This is a genomic window from Roseateles sp. P1_C6, from assembly GCF_056406315.1.
In genome coordinates this window covers 166,398-185,814 of the sequence record NZ_JBFUAK010000002.1, presented here as the reverse complement: position 1 = coordinate 185,814, position 19,417 = coordinate 166,398, and the positions used below count along the sequence as shown (strand labels likewise).

General features: G+C 67.7%; 17 protein-coding genes. 8 read left to right on the top strand and 9 right to left on the bottom strand.

The annotated features are described in order from the left end of the window. The first annotated feature begins 73 nt into the window (after positions 1–73). From AC1D29_RS03845 to AC1D29_RS03810, 8 genes are read left to right on the top strand one after another with little or no spacing between them, the layout of a single operon-like run. Positions 74–331 (top strand): acyl carrier protein, encoded by a 258-nt coding sequence (locus AC1D29_RS03845; protein WP_477894574.1) that lies wholly within the window; start codon positions 74–76, stop codon positions 329–331. After that, complete coding sequence (locus AC1D29_RS03840; RefSeq protein WP_477894573.1) at positions 328–1,152, top strand: hydrolase 2, exosortase A system-associated; 825 nt, start codon at positions 328–330, stop codon at positions 1,150–1,152. The genes AC1D29_RS03845 and AC1D29_RS03840 overlap by 4 nt, the downstream gene beginning before the upstream one ends. After that, positions 1,149–2,000, top strand: coding sequence for a hydrolase 1, exosortase A system-associated (locus AC1D29_RS03835; protein ID WP_477894572.1), 852 nt, complete (start codon positions 1,149–1,151; stop codon positions 1,998–2,000). The genes AC1D29_RS03840 and AC1D29_RS03835 overlap by 4 nt, the downstream gene beginning before the upstream one ends. Then, a complete protein-coding gene (locus AC1D29_RS03830) occupies positions 1,970–2,692 on the top strand; it encodes an ABC transporter permease (RefSeq protein WP_477894571.1) in 723 nt (240 codons plus the stop codon). Before AC1D29_RS03835 ends, AC1D29_RS03830 begins: the two co-directional genes overlap by 31 nt. Before the next feature lie 3 nt (positions 2,693–2,695). After that, positions 2,696–3,646: a glycosyltransferase family 2 protein gene (locus AC1D29_RS03825; protein ID WP_477894570.1), complete on the top strand. Its 951-nt coding sequence runs from the start codon at positions 2,696–2,698 to the stop codon at positions 3,644–3,646. Further along, the gene (locus AC1D29_RS03820) at positions 3,619–4,746 is read left to right on the top strand and encodes a glycosyltransferase family 4 protein (protein WP_477894569.1); all 1,128 of its coding nucleotides are present in this window, start codon (positions 3,619–3,621) and stop codon (positions 4,744–4,746) included. Before AC1D29_RS03825 ends, AC1D29_RS03820 begins: the two co-directional genes overlap by 28 nt. Beyond that, positions 4,743–6,944: a GNAT family N-acetyltransferase gene (locus AC1D29_RS03815; RefSeq protein WP_477894568.1), complete on the top strand. Its 2,202-nt coding sequence runs from the start codon at positions 4,743–4,745 to the stop codon at positions 6,942–6,944. The genes AC1D29_RS03820 and AC1D29_RS03815 overlap by 4 nt, the downstream gene beginning before the upstream one ends. 15 nt (positions 6,945–6,959) lie before the next feature. Beyond that, on the top strand, positions 6,960–8,630 hold the full coding sequence (locus tag AC1D29_RS03810) for an asparagine synthetase B family protein (RefSeq protein WP_477894567.1): 1,671 nt from the start codon (positions 6,960–6,962) through the stop codon (positions 8,628–8,630). Between the two features lie 7 nt (positions 8,631–8,637). On the opposite strand, the gene AC1D29_RS03805 is transcribed toward AC1D29_RS03810, so the two are convergent. The 9 genes from AC1D29_RS03805 to AC1D29_RS03765 are packed head-to-tail and all read right to left on the bottom strand — an operon-like array spanning position 8,638 to position 19,410. Beyond that, positions 8,638–9,774 carry an acyltransferase family protein gene (locus AC1D29_RS03805; RefSeq protein ID WP_477894566.1) on the bottom strand — a complete coding sequence of 379 codons (1,137 nt, stop codon included), beginning with the start codon at positions 9,772–9,774 and terminating at the stop codon, positions 8,638–8,640. A 5-nt stretch (positions 9,775–9,779) separates the two neighbouring features. Then, positions 9,780–10,739, bottom strand: coding sequence for a polysaccharide deacetylase family protein (locus AC1D29_RS03800; protein WP_477894565.1), 960 nt, complete (start codon positions 10,737–10,739; stop codon positions 9,780–9,782). Between the two features lie 57 nt (positions 10,740–10,796). After that, positions 10,797–11,717 (bottom strand): glycosyltransferase family 2 protein, encoded by a 921-nt coding sequence (locus tag AC1D29_RS03795; protein WP_477894564.1) that lies wholly within the window; start codon positions 11,715–11,717, stop codon positions 10,797–10,799. Positions 11,718–11,768: 51 nt separating this feature from the next. Next, on the bottom strand, positions 11,769–13,247 hold the full coding sequence (locus AC1D29_RS03790) for an oligosaccharide flippase family protein (RefSeq protein ID WP_477894563.1): 1,479 nt from the start codon (positions 13,245–13,247) through the stop codon (positions 11,769–11,771). Positions 13,248–13,281: 34 nt separating this feature from the next. Beyond that, the gene (locus AC1D29_RS03785; RefSeq protein WP_477894562.1) at positions 13,282–14,343 is read right to left on the bottom strand and encodes a hypothetical protein; all 1,062 of its coding nucleotides are present in this window, start codon (positions 14,341–14,343) and stop codon (positions 13,282–13,284) included. A gap of 28 nt (positions 14,344–14,371) precedes the next feature. After that, positions 14,372–15,694: a putative O-glycosylation ligase, exosortase A system-associated gene (locus tag AC1D29_RS03780; RefSeq protein ID WP_477894561.1), complete on the bottom strand. Its 1,323-nt coding sequence runs from the start codon at positions 15,692–15,694 to the stop codon at positions 14,372–14,374. After that, complete coding sequence (locus AC1D29_RS03775) at positions 15,687–16,898, bottom strand: glycosyltransferase (protein ID WP_477894560.1); 1,212 nt, start codon at positions 16,896–16,898, stop codon at positions 15,687–15,689. The genes AC1D29_RS03780 and AC1D29_RS03775 overlap by 8 nt, the downstream gene beginning before the upstream one ends. Next, positions 16,895–18,097 (bottom strand): glycosyltransferase family 4 protein, encoded by a 1,203-nt coding sequence (locus AC1D29_RS03770; protein WP_477894559.1) that lies wholly within the window; start codon positions 18,095–18,097, stop codon positions 16,895–16,897. The genes AC1D29_RS03775 and AC1D29_RS03770 overlap by 4 nt, the downstream gene beginning before the upstream one ends. After that, positions 18,094–19,410 (bottom strand): nucleotide sugar dehydrogenase, encoded by a 1,317-nt coding sequence (locus AC1D29_RS03765; protein WP_477894558.1) that lies wholly within the window; start codon positions 19,408–19,410, stop codon positions 18,094–18,096. The genes AC1D29_RS03770 and AC1D29_RS03765 overlap by 4 nt, the downstream gene beginning before the upstream one ends. Positions 19,411–19,417 lie beyond the last annotated feature (7 nt).

Genomic DNA, 19,417 nt, shown 5'->3' with positions numbered 1-19,417 from the left:
CCGAGGGGGCCGCTCCCCGGAGCCGAGGGGGCGGCCCGCTAAACTGCGCGGCTGCTTTTTTGGACGCCCACGAATGGACAACGCCCAAGTCCTCGGCCATGTGCTGAGGCTTCTCGACGACGTGCTGAGCCTGAACGGCCGCGCCCAGACCTTCACCCGCGACACCGCCCTGCTCGGCGCCCTGCCCGAGCTGGACTCGATGGCCGTGGTCAGCCTGATCACCGCGCTCGAGGAGCAACTGGGCCTGGTCGTCGACGATGACGACATCGACGGCGACACGTTTGCCACCGTGGGTTCGCTGGCCGACTTCGTCGCGGCCCGCCTGGGTTGACCCCTCACGCGCAAGTCTTCTTCCTGCCCGCCGCGGGCGGCGAGCAGCGGCTTTGTCTCTTTCACGCGCCGCCCCCGGAGTTCCAGGACGGGCCGCGCAGCCGGGTGCTCTATCTGCACCCCTTTGCCGAGGAGATGAACAAGTCGCGCCGCATGGCCGCCCTCGCCTGCCGCGCACTGGCCGAGGCCGGGCACGCGGTGCTGCAGATCGACCTGCGCGGCTGCGGCGACTCATCGGCCGACTTTGGCGATGCGGGCTGGGCCGATTGGCAGGCCGATGTGCGCCTCGGCCTGGACTGGCTGGACGCCCACGTGCCCGAAGCGCAGACAGCGCCGCTGTGGCTGTGGGGCCTGCGCGCCGGCTGCCTGCTGGCCGCTAACGACTGGGGCCGGCCGGTCAACCACCTGTTCTGGCAGCCGATGACCAGTGGCAAGCTGGCGCTGCAGCAGTTCCTGCGCCTGAAGCTGGCCGCCGAGATGGCCAGTGGCGCCAGCAAGGGGCTGATGGAGCAGATGAAGTCTGAGCTGGCTGCCGGCCGATCCGTCGAGATCGCCGGCTACCGCCTCGGCGCCGGGCTGGCATCCGGCCTGGAAGCCGCCAAGCTGGCCCCCGTGGGCACTCCCGGCCGCGTCGAATGGCTGGAGGTCAGTACCCGCGAGGACGCCGTGCTGACGCCGGTCAGCGAGCAGGCCATCAAATCCTGGCAAGACGCCGGCTGGGCGGTGCGCGCCCGGATCGTGGCGGGGCCTGGCTTCTGGGCCACGAGCGAGATCGAGCTCGCGCCGGCGCTGAGCGCCAGCACCGTGGAGGCGCTGTCGTGAAGGAATCGGTGCTGAACTTCGCCTGCGAGGGCACGCCGCTGGTGGGCATCCTGGCCGAGCCGGCTGAGGGCACGCCGGCGGAAGTGGGCGTGCTGATCATCGTCGGCGGCCCGCAGTACCGCGCCGGCAGCCATCGCCAGTTCACGCTGCTGGCCCGCCACCTGGCCGGCCACGGCTTCGCGGCGCTGCGCTTCGACTACCGCAGCATGGGCGACAGCCCCGGCGAGACGCGCGACTTCCTCGCCGTCGATGCCGACATCGCCGCCGCGATCGATGCGCTGTTGGCGGCACGGCCCACACTGAAGCGCGTCGTGCTGTGGGGCCTGTGCGACGCCGCCTCGGCCGCCCTGCTCTACCTGGACTCGACCCGCGACCCGCGCGTCGCCGGCGTGGCGCTGCTGAACCCCTGGGTCCGCTCGGCGGCGACGCTGGCCCGCACCCATGTGAAGCATTACTACTGGCGCCGGCTGCGGGAGCGGGCGTTCTGGCTCAAGCTGCTGCGCGGCGGCGTCGGACTGACCGCGTTGCGCGCGCTGGGCAGCAACCTGCGCCTGGCCCGTGGTGCGAAGGTGGCCACGGACAACCGCAGCTTCCAGGACCGCATGGCCGCGGGCCTGCGCACCTTCGGTGGTCAAGCGCTTCTGATCCTCAGCAGCGATGACTACACTGCGCAGGAATTTGTCGAGCACAGCCGCAACTCACCCGCCTGGACGGGGCTGCTCGCCGCGCCGGCCCTGCAGGCACTGTCGGTGAACGGCGCCGACCACACCTTTTCCAACGCCGAGCATCGCGTCGATGCCGAGCTCCAGACCCTGACATGGCTGCAAAACATCTGCGTCGCCCGCTGATCACGACCCTTGCGGGGCTGGCTCTGGCCGGTTGCGCAGGGCTGGCGCAAGCCCAGGAGGACGATCCCGTCTGCGGTACGCTGCGGACCCACTACGGCCCGTTCGACTTCCGCGGCACGACACCGGCGATGCGCGACCTGGTGGAGCGGGCTCACTTCAACCGCGGCGTTGAAACACTGACGACCCGGCTGACCGGCCCCTTCGGCGGCGACATCTGGTACACGCTGTCGGCCTACCCCAACCACCCGCGGGCACTGCTCGCGATGGAGAGGCTGGCGCAGCGGGAAAAGACGAACACGCCGATGAACTCCCGCTACAGCATCGACTGCCTGTACGAGCGAGCCCTGCGCTTCAAGCCCGACGATCACGTGGTGCGCATGCTGTTCGTCAGCTTCCTGCTCAAGCGAAACGACCGCGAACAGGCGCTGAAGCATCTGGAATACGTCGTGTCCACCACCGCCGAAGATCCGCTGGCCCAGCTCAATGCAGGCCTGCTTTACGCCGACATGACGCTGTACGACAAGGCGCTGGAGCAGGCGCACAAGGTGATGGCGATGGGCTTCACCCGGCCCGACCTGAAGGACAGGCTGGTGGCGGCAGGTCGTTGGGTCGAGCCCGCGGCCAGCCCGGGCGCCGGCGCCGCAAGCGCCGCGCCGCCGGCGGCCTCGGCCGCTTCCACTGCCGCGCCCTGAGCGATGCAATTGCCGCCCGCGCAGCTGCCGCCGGTCAGCGTCGTCGTCCCCTGCTTCAACGCGGAACGCTACCTCGCCGTGACGCTGCGGGCGGTGCAGGCCGAATTGCCGCCCGGATCGGAGCTCATCGTCGTCGACGACGGCTCCACCGACGGCTCTGCCGCGCTGGTGCGCGCCGAGTTCCCTGAGGCCCGTTTGCTGGCTCACGCCAATGCGGGCGTGGCGGCGGCACGCAACGCCGGCATCGCCGCCGCGAGCCACGAATGGATTGCCTTCTGCGACGCCGACGACGTCTGGCTGCGCGGCAAGCTGAGCGCCCAGTTCGCAGTCATGGCCGCCGCGCCGGGCTGCCGCATGAGCTATGCGGCATGGCAGGTCTGGGCCAGCGACACGCCAGAGCCCGAGCCCGAGTTGCTGGCCAAGCTCGCCGCGCGCGCCGACGAGCCTGTGTGGGCTGGCGCGACGGGGTGGCTGTATCCGGAGTTGCTGCTGGATTGCGTGGTCTGGACATCGACCGTCCTGATGCACCGCAGCGTGTTCGATGAGGTCGGCGTGTTCGACGCCTCGCTGCGCATCGGCGAGGACTACGACCTCTGGATGCGTGCCTCGCGCGTGACCCGCATCGAACGCGTGACGCGGCCGCTGGCGCTGTATCGACAGCATCCCGCCAACATCACGCGGCGGCTGCCGCTGGACAACTATCAGGGCCGCGTCGTGCAGCGTGCACTGGATACCTGGGGCCTGGCTGGGCCCGATGGCCGCCGCGCCGACGCTGCCGACGTGCGCGCCAATCTGGCCCGCAGCTGGAGCGCGTTTGCGCACGCCCAGCTTGCGGCCGGCCAGCGCGCGGCGGCAAGGCAAAGCATCGGCCAGGCGCTGCGCGTCGACCGCGGCCACTGGCCCGGCTGGAAGCTGCTGCTGCGCTCGTGGCTGCCGCTCAGGAGCGCGTCGTGAAGGTCGGGCTGGTGGCCCGCTGCCTGAACACCACGCACATCCGTGGCATGGGCAAGTACGTGATGGAGCTGATGCGCCACAGCAGCGACGACATTGCCTGGCATCTGTTCGCCGACGACCCGCGCCACCCGGTGCTGCACCCGGAGGGGCCGCGCTTCACGCCGGACGTCTTCGAGTTCCGCGGCGACCGCTTCCGCCTCTGGGAACAACTCGGCCTGCCGCTGCGCGCGCGCCGCATGCCGTTGACGCTGCTGCACTGCACCGAGGGCGCATTGCCGCTGTGGCAACCCCTGCCCACCGTCGTCACGCTGCACGACACGCTGGCCTTCGAGGAACGTCCCGACACAGCCGGCGAGCGCCTGTACTGGGATCACCTCATCCCGGCGGCGCTGAAACGCGCGGCCCATGTCATCACGATCAGCGAGTCCTCGCGGCGCGACATCCTCGCCCGCTGGCCCGAACTGGAGCCGCGGCTGACCGTCATCCATCACGGCATCGAGGCGGCCTATTTCGAGCCCCCGACCGCGGCACTGCCCGCAGCGCTGCAGCAGGCGCTGGGCGGCGCGGCCTACGCCGTCTACGTCGGCGGGCCCATGAAGCGCAAGCGCTTTGACTGGGCCTTGCAGGTGCTGCTCGCGCAGCCCGACCCGGCGCTGAAACTCGTGGCCTGCGGCTTCGGTGCCGCCGCGCGCGAGGTCGCTCGCGCCGCCCTGCCGCGCGAGCTGCAAGGGCGCGTCGTGTTCGCCGAATTCCTGTCCGACGCCGAACTGCAGGCCGTCTATGCGGGTGCTGTGGCTGTGCTCTACCCGACGCTGTACGAAGGCTTCGGCTTTCCGGCCATCGAGGCCCAGGCCGCCGGCACGCCCGTCATCTTCAGCCCGCTGGGCAGCCTGACCGAACTTGTCGGCCCATTGGCGACGTTGGCGCCAGCCGACGATCTGCCGGCCTGGGCCGCCGCACTGCACGGCGCCGCAACAATGAGCCCCGAGGCACGCGCCGACCAGGCCAGCAGGGCGCGCAGCTGGGCCCAGGGCTTTCGATGGGCCGAGAGCTGGCGCCGCCATCTCGAGGTCTACCGCAAGGTGGCAGGCACGCGATGAACAGCTTCATTGCGCCGCTGGTCTGGCATCTCGAAGCGCTGGAACCCACGCAAGGTCTCGGTCGTCATCGCGACTCGTGGGATCTCCTGAACCGCCAGTTGATGAGCGGTCATGCCATGCTCGACGGTGCCTTCGTCGACGCGCTGCTGGGTCATTTCGGCGAGCCCGGCGTGCTGCTGGCCAGCGCCCAGCAAGCCGGGCTGCCCGTCGCGATGCTGCTGATCAACAGGCGCTCGCTGGGCCTGGGTGTCTGGTCGAGCTTCCTGCCTTCGCAAACCCAGATCGGGCCCAGCCTGGTCCCGGCAGGATTGGATCTGCGCGGCCTGTTTGCCGCATTGCCCGGCTATGCGAGCGAGCTGGATCTGCTGTGCAACGACCCGCGCTTCGGTGATCTGCGCGAGCTGCCTGGGTGCCCCGTGCAGAGCCTGCCTCACGCCTTGACGATCAGCGTCAACCTCAAGGGCAGCTTCGACGACTACTGGGCCCAACGGCCGCGCAAGCTGATCCAGAACATGCGCCGCTATCTGCGTCGCCTGCAGAGTGAGCCGGACGGGGAACGGCTGGAGGTCATCGAGTCGCCCGAGGCCATCACGGCCGCCGTGAACCGGTATGCCGCACTCGAAAGCAGTGGCTGGAAGGGCCGCGAGGGCACCGCGGTAGGGCATGACAACCCGCAAGGACGCTTCTACGCCGAGGTCATGCAGACCTTCGCCCACCGCGGCCAGGCCTTGGTCTACGAGCTCTGGCTCGGTGAGGACCTGCTGGCCTCCCGGATGCTGCTGCTCCGTGATGCCCAGGCCATCATGCTGAAGACCGCCTTCCACGAACGCTTTGAACGGTTCGCGCCGGGCCGCGTCCTGCTGCTGCGCGTGCTGGAAGACCTCTTCAGCCGCGCACCCGGCGGCGTCGTCGAGTTCTATACGAATGCCGACGCCGACCTGCTGGCCTGGTCGACGTCACAACGCTGGATCAATCACGTCAGCGTCTATCGCCACAGGGGCCTGCCGGAGGTCTACGGCTTGCTTCGCAGCGGCAGCCGCGGCTGGACGCGCCGCCACCGGCAAGCCCGGCGCGTCGACGCGGCCGCGATGGTGCAACGCAGCGGCGCGACCGTGGAGTGTTTCAGCCATCCGAGACAGCTGCCCGAGGACGCGCTGGCTTTACTGCGCCGCCGCGAACAAGCCTATGTCGAGTATGGCGCGGACTGGTTCGGCCTGTTGGCCGACGCCGTCTTTCGCGACGACACCAAGGTGTCGCTCTACGTCCTGCGTCGACACGGCCAGACCTTGGCGGTCCTGCCGGTTGGCGTGCAGGGCGGAGAGTCCGGGCTCGAAGTCGGCGCATTGGCCAACTACTACACGACGCTCTACGCCCCACTGGTAGAAGACGATCTGACGGCCGAAGACCTGCTGCCGCTGGTACTGGCGATGCGGCAAGGCCACAGCGGCGCGCCCGCCTATCGCTTCTCACCGATGGACCCACAGGCGCGCGAGTTCCAGCTGCTCCGCGAAGCACTTCGCCTTGCGGGCCTGCGCACCTATGAGTATTTCGCGTTCGGCAATTGGTACCTGCAGGTCGACGGCGACTGGGCGAGTTACCTGAAGAACCGCAGCGGCCAGCTGCGCAGCACGATCAAGCGCATGACGAAGCGCCTGGCCGGCGAGAACGGCCGCCTCGAAATCATCCGCGACGAGGCCGATGTGGAACGCGGCATCGCGGCCTACGAGGCGGTCTATGGCGCCAGCTGGAAGGTGCCCGAGCCCTACACCGACTTCATCCCCGGCCTGATCCGGCTTTGCGCCCGGCGCGGCTGGTTGCGCCTGGGCCTGGCCTGGATCGGTGAGCAGCCGATCGCCGCCCAGCTCTGGATCGTCAATGCCGGGCGGGCCCACATCTACAAGGTGGCCTATGACGAGGCCTTCAAGGCGATAGCGCCCGGCACCCTGGTCACCGCGCTGCTGCTCGAGGAAGCCATCGAGCGGGACCGCGTGACCGAGGTGGACTACCTGATCGGTGACGATGCCTACAAGAAGACCTGGATGAGCCACCGCCGCGAGCGCTTCGGTCTCGTGGCCTATGACCCCATGACGGCGCGCGGGTTGTTTGGCCTGCTGCGCCAAGCCGTCGGCAATGCCTGGCGGCGCCTGCGCGCGCTCCGCACACCGCCTGCCCTTCCCGCTGACAATCCCGCGTCCTGATCCCCGCGAGCCCGCATGCAAGCCCACGCCCTGCCGCCCGACACCCCCTTCGCCTCCGGCACCCCCCGCTTTGCCACGCCCAGCAACGATGCCCTGGCGGCCTGGCAGCAAGCCTATGCGGCGCGCGGCGCTGCCTGCGCGGCCGACGTGGGCGGCGAGTTCGCCGTTGCGCTGAGCCTCGACGGCGGCGGCAGCTTTCTCGCCGTCGACCGCTTTGCCGTGCACAGCTTGTGCTACGCCGTGCATGACGGCCGCCTGCACTTCGCAACGCGCGCCGACGCGCTGGCCCGCCAGCTCGGCATCCGCGAACTCGACCGCCAGGCCATCTTCGACTATCTGTTCCACCACTGCATCCCGTCGCCGCGCACGATCTACGCCGGCATCCACCGCCTGCCGCCGGCGCACTACGCGCTGTACGAGAACGGCAAGCTGACGGTCGCGCCCTACTGGGTCGCCCGCTTCGACGAGCAGCCCAGCCCCAGCTTCGATGCGCTGCGCGACGAGTTCCGCGGCATCCTGCGCACGGCCGTGAAGGAGCGCCTGGCCAGCGACGGCAAGACCGCCTGCTTCTTGTCAGGCGGCACCGACAGCTCTACCGTCGCCGGCCTGCTGCGCGAGGCGACCGGCCAGGCACCGGCCAGCTATTCCATCGGCTTCGAGGCCGAGGGCTACGACGAGATGGCCTACGCCCGCATCGCCGCCAAGGCATTCGGCGCCGACCACCACGAGTACTACGTGACGCCGGCCGACCTCGTCGCCGCCATCCCCGATGTCGCCGCCCACTATGACCAGCCGTTCGGCAACTCGTCGGCCGTGCCGGCCTTCTACTGCGCGCGCAAGGCGCATGACGACGGCTACACGCGCATGCTGGCCGGTGACGGCGGCGACGAACTGTTTGGCGGCAACACGCGCTATGCCAAGGAACGGGTCTTCCACGTCTACAGCCAGATCCCATCGCCGCTGCGCACCGGCGTGCTGAACCCGCTGTTCGCCAACCCCGTCACTGGCAGCATTCCGCTGCTCAAGAAGGGCACCAGCTACATCCGCCAGGCGCGCGTGCCCATGCCGGACCGCATGCAGAGCTACAACCTGCTGGACCGCCTGGGCATGGCCGAGGTGTTGACGCCCGCCTTCCTGGACGCCGTGGACACCGGCGCGCCGCGCCAGCACCAGCGCGCCACCTGGAACAGCGGCCCGCATGAGGCCAGCCTCGTCAACCAGATGCTGGCCTTCGACTGGCGCTACACGCTGGCCGAGAACGACCTGCCCAAGGTCGTCGGCACGACGGCGCTGGCCGGCGTGGACGTCGGCTTCCCGCTGCTGGACACGCGGCTGCTGGACTTCTCGCTGAAGCTGCCCACCAGCTACAAGCTCAAGGGGCTGAAGCTGCGCTGGTTCTTCAAGGAGGCGCTGCGCGGTTTCCTGCCCGACGAGATCCTGACGAAGAAGAAGCACGGCTTCGGCCTGCCGTTCGGCCCCTGGGCCGTCAAGGACGCCGAGTTGAACGCGCTGGCGGCAGACTCGCTGCGAGGTATTGCCGCGCGCGGCATCGTGCGCCAGGACTTCGTCGAGAGCCTGTTGACGCAGCGCCTCAAGGAGCACGCCGGCTATTACGGCGAGATGGTCTGGATCCTGATGATGCTGGAGCAGTGGCTGCGCCGGCACGCGCCGGACTGGCGCGTCTGACGCAAGCTCAACGGCTCAACCGTTTCGCCCAGCGCTTGCCCAGGGCCTGTGCGGGCAGTTCGACCCAACGATGCATCAAGCCCGCCGCGGCGATGCACGCGCCGATGGCGAGCAGTGTCAGCCCAGCCAGCGCGGCGCCGTCCAGCCTTGAGGCCCAGCTCTGCGTCAGCGTCTTCACCAGCGGGTGCACCAGATACAGGCTGTAGGAACAGCCGCCCAGCCACACGGCGAGCCGCAGCAGCGGCCACGCAGCCACGCGGCGACTGCCGTCCAGCGCGGCCTGCGCGGCCAGCGTCAACAGCACCACGCCAAGCGCAAACAAGCCCGACCGGGTCGGACCGTGGCCGCTGAGACCAGGCCCCAGCAAGCCACATGCTGCCAGCACCACGCCCAGCACTGCCACAGCGCCCGCCCAGCGTCGAAATGACTGCCCACCGGCATGACTGAACGCGGCAGCCAAGCCCAGCCCCAGCACGAACTCCAGCAACATCGGGCTGCTGAGCAGCGTCGCCAGCGGCCACAGGCTCACTTCGCTCACGCCAGTGCTGCGACCGACCGGCAGCGTCGCCTCGGCATCGAGCGTGAAATGCCCCGCGACGGCCTGGCCGATCAGCATCACGCCAACCAGCAATGCCGCGGCCAGCACACCACGGCGCGCGCGCCCCCACGCCGTCGCCAGGGCCGCGGCAAACAGCCCGTAGAACACCAGCTCGTAGGTCAGCGTCCAGGCGACGATCAGAAAACCGTAGCCCAAGTAAGGCGGATGGCCAGTCTCGCGAGGCAGGAATAGAACTCCACGCAGCAGATCGATCAAATAAGGCGGCTTGAGGGCAACCAGCAGTGCCATCGCAAACCAGGCGGGCAGCACCACCCGGCACAGCCGCCGCACCAGGAAGGGCGCGGCAAGGCGCGCCCGTTCGGCGCGCGTGGCGTGATAGATGATGAAACCGGAGATCAGGAAGAACACGTCCACGCCCACGTAGCCGTGGCTGGCCAATGCAGCCAGGCCGGGCGAGAAACGCGCGATGGGTTCCTTGAAGTGCATCAGCACGACGGCCAGGGCCGCCAGGCCACGCAGCACCTGCAAGGCGTCGAGTTGCGCCTCCTGCGCGTGTGCAGCGGCTGCGGCCGTTCGCGGCGACATCGCGGTCATGACAGCAGGTTGCGCGCCAGGCGCAGGCCGAAACGCATGCGACTGCGATCCCAGGGCGTGAAGCGCGGAATCTGGAACAAGTCCTCACCCGCCCGCGCCGCGCCCCAGTGGGTGGAGACCGCGGCGTCGAAGCCCAGTTCACGCACCAGCCGCGGGTGGACGGCGGGCAGGTAGTCGGTGCCGGGCTTGCCGTTGGGGTAGGCAAACAGTCCCACTCGCTCGCCAAGCAGCGTCTGCAGCGCATCCCGGCTGCGCGCGATCTCATCCACGGCTGCCTCGGGCGTGAGCGTGGCCAGGATGGGGTGGCTGACCGTGTGCGCGCCGATTTGCATGCCCGCGGCGCGCAGCGCACGAACCTGGTCGCCGCTCATCATCAAGTCGTCGGGTGGCTGCACCTCGGCACGCTGCGCGATGGCATTCACGCAGGCCAGGCGCGGTTCCGGCGCAAGGTACTTCACGCGCTGGATCAGGCCGGCCAGACGTTGCCGGCGCTGGTCCATGTCGCCGAGTTCCACCACGCCCAGTTCCAGGCCCTGCGCATCGTGCAGGTCACGCAGGTCCAGCGAGGGCAGCGGGCTGCGGCGCACCGCCTCGATCAGCGTGTCGTTCCACATGCGCCCGCCATCCAGGAAGCCGGTCGCGACAAAGAAGCTGCACGGCAGACCGTGGCGACGCAGTATCGGCAGGGCAACGTCGTGGTTGTCGGCGTAGCCATCGTCGAAGGTGAGCGCGGCGGCACGAGCGGGCAGGCTGCCATCGCGCAAGCGCGTGACCGCCTCGTCCAGCGGCAACACGTTGAACCAATCGGCAATCCAGCCGAGCAGGCCGTCGAAGCGCTGCGCGTCGACCTCATCGGGGAAGAGCGGATCGGGTTCGCGCAGCACGCGGTGAAAGATCAGGACATTCAGCCGCGCGCGCGCGCCGGCCGGGGAGAGCAAGGTGAAAACTGTCTTCATGGCTTTGCCGGGAGTACCCCGCTTCGGGCCCTGGGCGTGCTGGTGGCTGTCATGGCTTCAGAACTGGAAAGGCAGCTTCACGATGCCGCGTAGCGCCAGCCCCACCAGGCCCAGGCGCAGCGCCCGGACGTAGTGAGTCAGCGCTGCGGCCTTGCTGCCGCGCCGCTTGTCGAAACCGGCCGCGAAATTCGCCTGGGCGCAGGCCGCGCGAACTTCCTGGTGATGGGGCGACTGCCTCGGCACCTGCGCCAGAAGCACGTCGAAGATGCGCGCATTCCAGTAGCTTTTGTCCGGCGAAATGCTCATGGACGCCGTGTGCACGAAATAGTTCGCGCTCAAGGTTTCATTGACGACCAGGTACAACTCCTGTCGCAGCGCGGCTTCCAGATACAGCAACCAGTCCGCACTTTTCCGAATTTCGCCGCGAAACCGATGGCGCGCAAAGAAAGCGCGCGAAAACAATGCGTTGGCGCAATTGAAATAAATCTCGCCACGCAACATCGTGGAAAAGAAGTCGCCGCGCAGGTGGAGTTCGTCGCCCTGACGTTGACCACGTTGAGCCAGCGCCGGCGTCACGATGACCTGCCGCTCGTTTGGCGTCCCGGGGCGCTCGACCATCATGCCGGTGATGTAGGCATCTACCCCGTCAAGCCGGCCGCCACGTAATAGTTCCACCAGCTTTTCGTGATATTGCGGCTGGACGCTGTCGTCGTCATCCAGGTAGTGGATGTAGCGGCCGGTCGCGGCATCCAAACCAAAATTCCGGCAATTGAACAAGCCGCCCGGCCCGCGATAGTCGAGAACCCGCACGTTGGCCTGCCCGGCAGACGCGGCCAGCAGATAGTCGTGGGTGCCGTCTGTGCAATTGTCGAGCGCGTAGATCAACTCTACGTCGGGCGGCAAATCACTGCGCAGTTTCTCGAAATGCAGCTCGACGAAGGATTGTCGGTTGTGCGTGCAGCAGATGATGGAAATCATCACGTCCGGATTCATTTCATTCCAATCATTTGTCCGGTCTTGCCCGAAAGATTACTGGCCGGTCGGCGCGCGCCGCAGGAAGAACCCGGTCAAACGCCGAAAAGCCGGCTCCTGGGCCAGGGGATGGCCACACCAGTGCACGGCGATCAACCACATCGCGCAGGTGCCGAAACAGGTCAGGAGAAAGCCCATCAACGGTAGCGGCTGCGTGCGCTGCCAGCCTTGTGTGAGCGACAGCAAAGCGGGCACCGCCAGCGTCAGTAATGCAACGCGCATGCTGCGATTCAGCGCCTGCACCATGGCCGGCCAATCGGCTCCCATGCATTTGGCCTTGACGCCCAGATGCACAAAAGGCGCCAACATGAAGCCACAGCTCAAACCGATGGCCACCGCTTCCATGCTGTGAAAGCAGAAGAGCGCAAACAGCAGCAAACCTACGCGTGCCAGGCCCACGGCAATATCCACCCGCGATGCGACCTTGAATTGGCCTGCCGCCAGCATCGCGTTCGGCACCAGCGTGGAAACCGAGGCGAATACCCCGGCGAGCGCAAACCACGGCACCAGCGGCGCGGCAGCATCCCAGTTCGGCCCGGCCATCAGCCTCAGCATTTCCAGCGGAAACAACGCCATGAAGCCAAAATAGGTGAAGCTCACCGCGGTGATGACCGCCGTGGCCTTGACAAAACCACCCTCGAAATCGCCGCCGGCGCGATGCAACGCAGCGAATGCGGGATAGGCCACATTGCGCGCAGCCGTCATCAAATCGCGCTGGAACAGATTCAGCAAACCCAGCGCCCGACTCACCAGCGCGGCGGGCCCGAAACCCAGCACCCGCCCCACGGCGAGGTCGTTGATGTCCGATGACAGGCTGGACAAGACTGCGGCCGGCGTACCCGCCCGGCCAAAAGCGACCGCGCCACGCCATTCATTGTTCCAGCGCCAGAAGCGCGGCCGGGCGCCTGGTCCCATCGCCTGCCAGGCCAGCAGTGCAGTGGCGATGTTGCAAATCAGCACGCCGAGCGCCAGGCTCACGGGGCCCAGTCCGGCCAGCGCCGCCGACAGCGTGGAAACGAAGCCCAGCAGGGTGGCCAGCACGTTGATGAACAGCAGCCGCTTGAAACGCATTTCGCGCCGCAAAAGCGACAAGCACACCGAACACAACGGCAAGGCGAGGAAATTCAGCGCGACCACGCGGACGACCAACTTCAAGCCCTGCTGGCCGTAAAAATCGGCAATCGCGCCGGCGCCCAGCCAGGACAAGCAGAACAGCAGCAGCCCCAGCCCCGTCGTCAGCGTCGCTGCCGCATCGATCTTGGCTGGCGACAGTTCGCGCTCCTGGATCAGATAGTTGCCGACGCCGAACTCCCGCAGCACCTGCGCCATGCCGGCCAGGGCCGCGACGGCGGAGTACAGCCCGACTTCCTCGGGCGTCAGCACGCGCGCGATGACCACATACGAGATCAAGCCGATGGCGGTGACCGCGTATTTCTCGACGAAGCTGAAGGCCAGCGAGCGGTGGACGGAGGTCATGTCGTGATGGGGCAGCGCACAGGCGGGTGCCGGTTCAGCGCTGCGGGCGCAGCTGGAAGCTCGCGGGATGGCGCCACAGCACGCGCTCCCAAACGGCGCCGCGCAACCCAGTGGCCAGGCGCAGCCAGGGACGGGAACGCCAGGCGGCATAGCGTGGCAACAGATCGTCGTTCAACAGATTCAGCCATTCGGCGCGGATCGCCGCATCGGCAAAGTCCCGCGCAGCCTCGTTGCCGGCCTGCACGATGGCGCGCCGCTGCGCCGGCTGCTGCGCAAGCTGCTCGATCGCCGCAACGACCGCTTCGCCCGTCAAGGCCTCGAGGTAGTTGACACCCGGCTGCCCTTCGGCGCGAAAGGCCGACTCGTAGCCCAGCACTGCGGGCACGCTGGCCCGCCAGGCGTTGTGCAGCTTGAGCGCGGGCTTGTTCAGATGAGGCTCTGCCAGGCCGAAGTTGCGCACCGCAAGCACCGCGTCCGCGTCGGAAAAGTCATGCCAGCCGGAAGGTGGCGGAATGACGAGCCGCAAACCCAGGCGGCGCAGATGCGCCTCGAACTCCGCACTGGCGAAGAAGGGGTGCAGGTTCTCGCGGTTGCCGACGAAGTAGAGCGTCTCAAAGCGCTCGCCACGCGCGGGATCGCGTGGCAGCAGGCCGATCTGCGGCCAGGGAGGCATGTAGCGGCTGGGCACGCCGAAGCGCAGGCGCTGCACCGGGTTGTGGGTCAGGTGCAGGACCGCATGCGGCAGGGGCACCTCCTTGTCCACCAGCGCCGCCACGACCATGCGGGTCGCGGTGGAGCGGATGCCGTAATCCAGGCACTCGACGTGGCTGAAAACAATGCCGGCGTCCGGCAGGCTGTGCGTCAGCCGAACGTCCGCACCCGCAGCAGCCAGGTGCAGATAGGGCTGAAGCACCCAGTGGTAGCGACCGAGGAAAGGATTGAGCTCGGTCTCGCTGTTTTGCCAATCGACATAGTCCTCAATGCGGCGCGGCATGCGCTGCAGTTGAGCCTGCGTGCAGGGCAAGAAGAAGTGAACTGTCATGCACTCCGCTCCGCGGCGCTCGTGCGCATGTCCGCGTGCCGGGCGGCGCTGCAACAGATCTCCTGCACGTTGAGCCTCGCGATCACGATAGGGTGGTCGACTTGCCGGGTCGCGGTTTGAACATGCGCCGAACGAAGAGCGGCAGATTGACCAGGGGTTCCGGCTTCTCGGTCAACCAGGCCTTGTTCTGCAGCCATCTGCGCCCGACGACCGCCATCACCATCAGGTTGTAGGGCAGGTCCCAGTACGAGAGGCTCAAGAAAGCTCCTCCGACCGCGTAGCCCACCAAGCTGACCTGCAGCATGCCACCCAGATCAGACATCCATTGCGTCTCGGGCTGGCGCCGGCCTTGTGTAAGCAAGCGACCCGATGTCGACCAGACCAGGCCGAAGATCAGCAAGAAGAGGAACAGGCCGATGAAGCCCTGTTCGCCCAACACCATGAAGTAGATGCTGTGGGCTGCGTGCGGATCGAGCGGATCGGGGGCATAGATCGCAAAGATCGGGCCGCACCAGATGAAGAAGCCGCCGCCGAAGAAGTTCGCCTTGGCAAGGTTGAAGGCCATCCACCAGGCGTTGATGCGCCCCATCGCGGAGGTGTCCGTCTGGTAGGTCTTGATGGTGTTCATGCGCTCCCACCATTCGGCCGGCATGAATGACAGCAGAACCGCACCCACGACCACCATGCCGATGGCCATGACGAACTTGTTCTTGCCCCGCCACCACAGGACCAGGGCCATCGCGGCGATCGCCAGCAGGGCGCCGCGCGAGTGACTGCCCAGCGCCGATGCCGCCATCAGCACCATGCAGACGGTCATCGTCGTCTTGGCCCACCGGGACTGCATCTGCTGCTGCAGGAAGCGCATCAACGGGATCACCATGACGATGGCCAGGGCCACTTCATTGTTGCCCTCGATGTAGGTGTTCGTCGGTCCCCAGACCTTGTAGCTGCCGCCGGTGAGGATGGTGAAGGCACCGCCCTTGACGCCGTAGAACGCGATCGAGATGACGTTGATCCAGATGAACAGCATCAAATGCCGCTTGGACTGCAGCACGACGATGGACACCAGCACCATTAGGTCGATCTTCATGACCCGCGTCCACAGGCCATAGCTGTCGTCGTACATCATGGAGAAGGGCAAGGTGATGCACATCCAGACCATGAAGACCAGCAGGGCCATGCTCTCCCGGTAGAGCGTGAAATCACGCTTGTCCTGGGTGATGAAGAGGCCGACCAGCGTGGCACCGCCGACGATGGCCGCGACGGGGAAGGCGCTCAGCGTCCACGACAGCGCGTGGGGGTTCATGATGCTGACCCAGGTCCAGCCCAGGATGCCGATCCAGGGCCGACGCAGGGCCTGCAAGGTGATCCAACCCAGCATCACGGCCAGCAGCAAGTCACGCATGGGCAGTCTCCTTGTCGGCCACCGAGTGCAGTAAATCGCGCAGGCCCGGAATGAGCGCCGCCCAGTCCCACGCCAACGCATGGCTGCGGATCACGGTGGCGTCCGGCTTGCGGGCCAGCCAGCGCCGCAGTGCGGCGGCCAGAGCGGCGGCCGACCGCTCCGGCAGCAACTCGCCCAGAGCGGGTTTCGTGATCACTTCGGGCAGGCCGCCCACGCGCGTGGCGATGACCGGCGTACCGCAGGCCAGGCACTCCAACACCGCATTGGGCATGCCCTCGCGGCTGGACATGAAACCCATGCAATCCGCCGCGGCGTACCAGTTGGCCAGGCCAGCCTGATCGATCCGACCGACCAGGCGCACCCGCTCGTCCAGACCCAGGGCTTGCGCCTGGGCGGCCAGGGCGGCACGCTGCGGCCCCTCACCCACGAGTGCGAGAGTGAGGTCGGGCATCTCCTGCGCCAGCAGACCCAGCGCATCGACCAGCAGATGCTGGCCCTTCACTTCAAGCAGATTGCCCACGCCGATCAGCAAGCGACCGTCGACTGGCAGGCCCAGCCGGGACCGCGCCTCGGCGCGCGCCATGGGCTTGAAGCGCTCCAGATCGACGCCGTTGGGCATGCAATGCAGCTTGGCCTCGGCAACACCCCAGCCGCGCAGCACGTCCACCAGTGCCTGGCTCACACCGATGCAGGCGCCTGCCTGCTGCGCAGCAGCCAGCATGCGCCGTCTCGGGGCAGGCATCTGGCCGATCAGATTCAGGTCCGAGCCGCGCGCGCTGATCACGAGCGGCTTGCCAAAGCGACGCGCCAGCCAGGCCGCGGCGACACCATCGGGATAAAAGTAGTGGGCATCGATGAGGTCGAAGTCAAAGCCTTCGTCCAGCAGGGTCTGCACGGCCGCACAGGCGCCACGGGCCAGCGACAGCGGCGCCGACGACATGCCGATCTTGGGCAGCAGCAGGTAGCGAGGATGCAGCACGTCCAGCCCGTTGCGTTGCTCTCGGGCAGGCGTGGCGGCGAACCTGGCGTATTCACCCCAAAGCGGATGCGCCGAAGGCCACCATGGCACGGGAGCGATCACGCGCGACTCGATCTCGCCGCACTTCTGCAATTCGCGCAGCCGCGTCTCCACGAAGATGCCGTGACCAGGCCGCACGCTGCTGGGAAACAGCGTGGAGAAGGTCAGCACCTTCAGCTTGTTCACGCTGCCGCCTCGACTGCCTCGACGAGGACACGGCCGAACACCTCGGCCGCAACGCGGTGGCCGAAGCGGGCTTCGACCAGCTCGCGCGCTGCGCGCGACAGCTTCAGGCGCAGCGCCCCGTCGGCGATCAGCTTCAGCGTCGCGTCGGCCAGCGCCTCGGCCCCGTCGGCGCGCAGGAAATGCGTGCCGTCGTCGACGTCCAGGCCCTCGATGCCAATGGTCGTTGACACGACCGGCAGGCCCATGGCCATGGCTTCGAAGGCCTTGATGCGGGTGCCGCCGCCGACACGCAACGGGATGACGAAGGCCTGCGCGTCGCGCGCGTGGTCGCGAACGTCATCGACGAAGCCGGTGAATGTCACGCCAGGCACGTTGCGTTGCAGCAGCGACGCAGGCGGGTTCTTGCCGACGACTCGCAACTGCGCGTTCGGCACCTGGGCGCGCACGCGCGGCCAAACCTCGTCGATGTAGAAGCGGATGCCGTCGACATTGGCCTCCCAGTCCATGGAGCCGGTGAAGACGACGGTGGGGCGGCCCTCGGCCGGCGCCTGCCAGGAGAAGAAGTCGAGGTCCACGCCGGTAGGGATGGCCCGCGCCGTCGTCAGGCCGTCGGCGGCGAACTTGTTGGCGTCGCGCTCCGACACGGCGACGACGCGCGTGAAGCGGCTCAAGGCCTCGCGCTCGAAGCGGCGCATCTTGCCCGCCTGCGAGGCCCAAAGCCAGCGCAGCGGCGCGCTTGAGGCCGTCTTGGCGTGGCGCTCGAAGATCTCCGTCTCGACGTTGTGCGTGAAGCAGACCGTCGCACCTTTCAGCCCCTCAGGACGCAGCACGGCGGCGTGGACGAAGTCGAAGACGACCACGTCGAAGGCCTCGGCGGCCAGCAGGTTCTGCACCGCGGCCAGGGCCGCCGGCGTGCGGTCGGACGCGACATTGATCGGCAGCGCCGACATCAGATCAGGCGCACGCCGCCAGCGCGGCGCCGGCGCGCTCGGCGTCCAGCCGATGAAGCGCTCGCATTGCTTGCCCAGCTCGCCCTGCCATTCACGCTGCTGCTCGGCCGTGGCCGGCGACAGCAGCGTGATGTCGAACTGGCCACTCTCCTTCAGGCCGCGCAGGATGTTGCCGGTGCGGATCTTGCCGCCAGCGTCCGCAGGGAACAGGAAAACCGGCGAGATGAAAGCAACGCGCAGGCGTGTCACCAGCAGATGCCCTCGTACTGCGCGAAGCCCGCGGCACGCAGGTCGGCGTAACCGTTCAGATCGACGACGCGAGCGCCCTTGGCCAACGCGATGATGCGCTGGCGCGTCTCGGCATCCGCATGGCCCACGACCACGATCTCGGCGCGCGCCAGCGCGGCGTCGGGCGTCTCATGCAGCAGCTTGTCGAGGTGGGGAATCTCGCGGTCAATGTATTCCTTGTTCTTGCCCAGCAGCCGCGCGATCTTGACGAACTTGTCGTAGATGGCCAGGTCGAAGCCCTTGCCCAGCAGGCGCTCGGCCAGCACGACCAGCGGCGAGTCGCGCAGGTCGTCGGTGCCGGGCTTGAAGGCCAGGCCGAACAGCGCGACCGGCTTGCGGCCGGCGGCGGCGATCAACTCGTAGGCGCGGCCGATGTGGGCGTCGTTGCTGTCCAGCAGCGAACCCAGCACGGGGATGTCGACGCCGCGCTCGCGGGCGATGGTCAGGAAGCCCTTGACCTCCTTGGGCAGGCAGGAGCCGCCGAAGGCGAAGCCGGGGCGCAGATAGGCCTTGGAGATGTTGAGCTGGGTGTCACGGCAGAACAGCTCCAGCACGTCACGGGAGTCCAGACCGGTTTCCTTCAGCACCGCGCCAGCCTCGTTGGCGAAGACGATCTTCAGCGCATGGAAGACGTTGCACAGGTATTTGACCGACTCGGCCACGCCCACGTCCGCCGCGACGAAGTTGCCCGGCACGCCGGTGTACAGGCGCTTCATGACCTCCACACCGGCCTCGTCCAGGCTGCCGACGATGGTCTGCGGTGGGTTGTGGAAGTCGGAGACCGACGAGCCCTCACGCAGGAACTCCGGGTTGAAAACGAGGCTCAAGCGATCGCCGATCTTGCGGCCCGCGGCCTTCTCCAGCAGCGGCGCGATGCGCGCGCGCGTGGTGCCCGGCGCCACGGTGCTGCGGATGACCAGTGTGTGGGGGCCGTCCTTCTTGGCGATCTCGGCGCCGATCTGGCCGACGACGGCATCCAGCGCGGTCAGGTCGGGCATGTAGTTGGGCAGAGACGGCGTGGCGACGGAGATCAGCGAGATCTCGGTGTCGCGCACGGCCGCGGCCACGTCGCGCGTGGCGGTCAGCTTGCCGGCCTTGACGGCGGCGCCGATCAGCTCCTCGATGCCCTCCTCCACCACCGGCGACTGGCCCGACGCGATCAGCTCGACCTTGAGCGGGTTGATGTCCACGCCCACCACGTCGTGGCCGAGTTCGGGCAGGCAGGCGCAGGACACCGCGCCGACGTAGCCGAGACCGAAAACCGAAACCTTCATTGCTTGT